Source organism: Mycobacterium sp. (assembly GCF_035314905.1).
Lineage (GTDB): Bacteria > Actinomycetota > Actinomycetes > Mycobacteriales > Mycobacteriaceae > Mycobacterium.
In genome coordinates this window covers 1-2,059 of record NZ_DATFYW010000105.1, presented here as the reverse complement: position 1 = coordinate 2,059, position 2,059 = coordinate 1, and the positions used below count along the sequence as shown (strand labels likewise).

Sequence of the window (2,059 nt, the reverse complement as noted above, 5' to 3'; positions counted from 1 at the left end):
CACCGGACATCGACATCCACGGCCACCGCGCGGTGAGCACAGGGGTAGCCGATCAGAAGTTCGGCTTCGCGCTGGCCGACGGGCATGCCGCGCGGGCGATCAAGCGAATTCTGGGTCAGCCGTGGCTCGAGCTGGTCGGGTCGCATTGTCACATCGGTTCGCAGGTGACCGACGCCGGCCTCTACGGCGAAGCCATCCGGCGGATGATCGCCACCATGGCCGAGGTTCGCGCCGAGCACGGGGTCATCCTCAATGAGCTGAACATCGGCGGGGGTCACGCGATTCCATACGTCTCCGGCGATGCGGAGCTCGACCTTTTTAAACTGGCCGATGTCATCGATGACGCGCTGGACGGGGCCTGCGCCGCCGAGCGCTTCCCACCGCCGAGAATCGTCATGGAACCGGGCCGCGCCATAAGTGGACCTGCCGGCACCACGACCTACCGGGTTGTCGCGGTGAAGTCACAGCCCGGGGGACGAACGTCTGTTGCGGTGGACGGCGGCATGAATGACAACCCCCGGGTGTGCCTGTACGACGCGAAATATACTGTGGCGCTGGCCAACCGTCACCCGCTCAGACCGACCCAACCCATGACCGTCGTCGGCCGGCACTGCGAAGCAGGTGATGAGATCGCCCGCGACGTGCCGCTGCCGACCGACATACATCCGGGTGACTTGCTCGCGGTCGCCTGCACCGGCGCCTATCACCACAGCATGGCGTCGAACCACAACATGGTGGGCCGGCCGCCACTCGTGGCGGTCAGTAACGGATACACCCGCGAGCTGGTGCGCAGAGAAACCATCACCGACCTGCTGGCCCGCGACCGGGGCTGGACGAACCCGCAACCGGCGCCGCCCCGACACGACACCGGCGGCTGCGACGCACTGCTGCGCGGCAGTTAGGCACGCAGTTGCGGCCAGCCGCCATCTTGGTCGTTGAGTCCCGGGAATCGAAGGTATGAGCGCAGCTGACGGCTTGCCGCGATCCCGTCGGACAGCTCAGTAGCCGGGTTCGTTACCCGGCTTCCACTTGATGCCGCAGCCCATCGCGGGAATTTGATCGGCCGGGACGGGCCTGCCGGCCAGCACCGCGTCAACGGCGGCGCGAACGTCTGCCGCGGTCACCGGCAGGTTGTTGCCCGGCCGCGCTCCGTCGAGCTGACCGCGGTACACCAGCCGGCGCTGGCCATCGAACACGAACGTGTCCGGCGTGCACGCCGCGCTGTAGGCGAGTGCCACCTGTTGGCTCTCGTCATAGAGGTACGGGAACGTCCAGCCGTGCCGAGCCGCTTCTTGGGCCATCTCCGCCGGCCCGTCCTGCGGGTAGCGGGCCACGTCGTTGCTGGATATGCCCACCATCGCCACCCCGCGCACGGCGAGGTCGGTGCCCAGTTGGGCGAGCCCGGCCGCCACCCGCTGCACGTACGGGCAGTGGTTGCAGATGAACACCACGACCAGTGCAGGGGCGGCGTCGAAGTCGGCGAGCCGGACGACCCGGCCGGTCGAGTCAGGCAATTCGAAGGCCGGCGCCGGGGTGCCCAGCGCGATCATCGTTGACTCGACGGCCACGAAACGAGCCTAACTTGCTTGTGGATCACCGACACGCTGGTGACGAACCGACAGGCTGCCTACGCCGAATAGGTGCCAAACCGACCCGTCGGATGACAACCGACAACCGAAAAGATGGGAAAGAGCGGCGCCGGGGAACAAACCCGCGTGAGCCTCCGTTAGGCTGAACCAGATACTTGAGTGAATTAGGCTCAACTATTGGTTGACGCGCCCGCACCCGCGGGGGCAGACTTGAGCGAAGTTCGCTCAGCAGACGTACAAGATATATCAGGAGGAAAACTATGGCTCGTGCGGTCGGCATCGACCTCGGGACCACCAACTCCGTCGTCGCGGTTCTGGAGGGTGGCGACCCCGTCGTCGTCGCCAACTCCGAGGGCTCGCGCACCACGCCATCCGTCGTCGCGTTCGCGCGCAACGGCGAGGTGCTGGTGGGCCAGCCCGCCAAGAACCAAGCGGTGACCAACGTCGACCGCACCGTCAGGTCCGTCAAG

Annotated in this window: 3 protein-coding genes; 2 read left to right on the top strand and 1 reads right to left on the bottom strand. The window is 66.5% G+C overall.

The features are described 5' to 3' along the window. The coding region (locus tag VKG81_RS08855; protein WP_414685205.1) for a diaminopimelate decarboxylase family protein at nucleotides 1-902 on the top strand (902 nt) is incomplete at its 5' end. A gap of 96 nt (nucleotides 903-998) precedes the next feature. Here VKG81_RS08855 and VKG81_RS08850 read toward each other — a convergent pair. After that, nucleotides 999-1,568, bottom strand: coding sequence for a thioredoxin family protein (locus VKG81_RS08850; RefSeq protein ID WP_324395554.1), 570 nt, complete (start codon nucleotides 1,566-1,568; stop codon nucleotides 999-1,001). A 281-nt stretch (nucleotides 1,569-1,849) separates the two neighbouring features. On the opposite strand from VKG81_RS08850, the gene VKG81_RS08845 reads away from it, so the two are divergent. After that, the coding region (locus VKG81_RS08845; RefSeq protein ID WP_324395553.1) for an Hsp70 family protein at nucleotides 1,850-2,059 on the top strand (210 nt) is incomplete at its 3' end.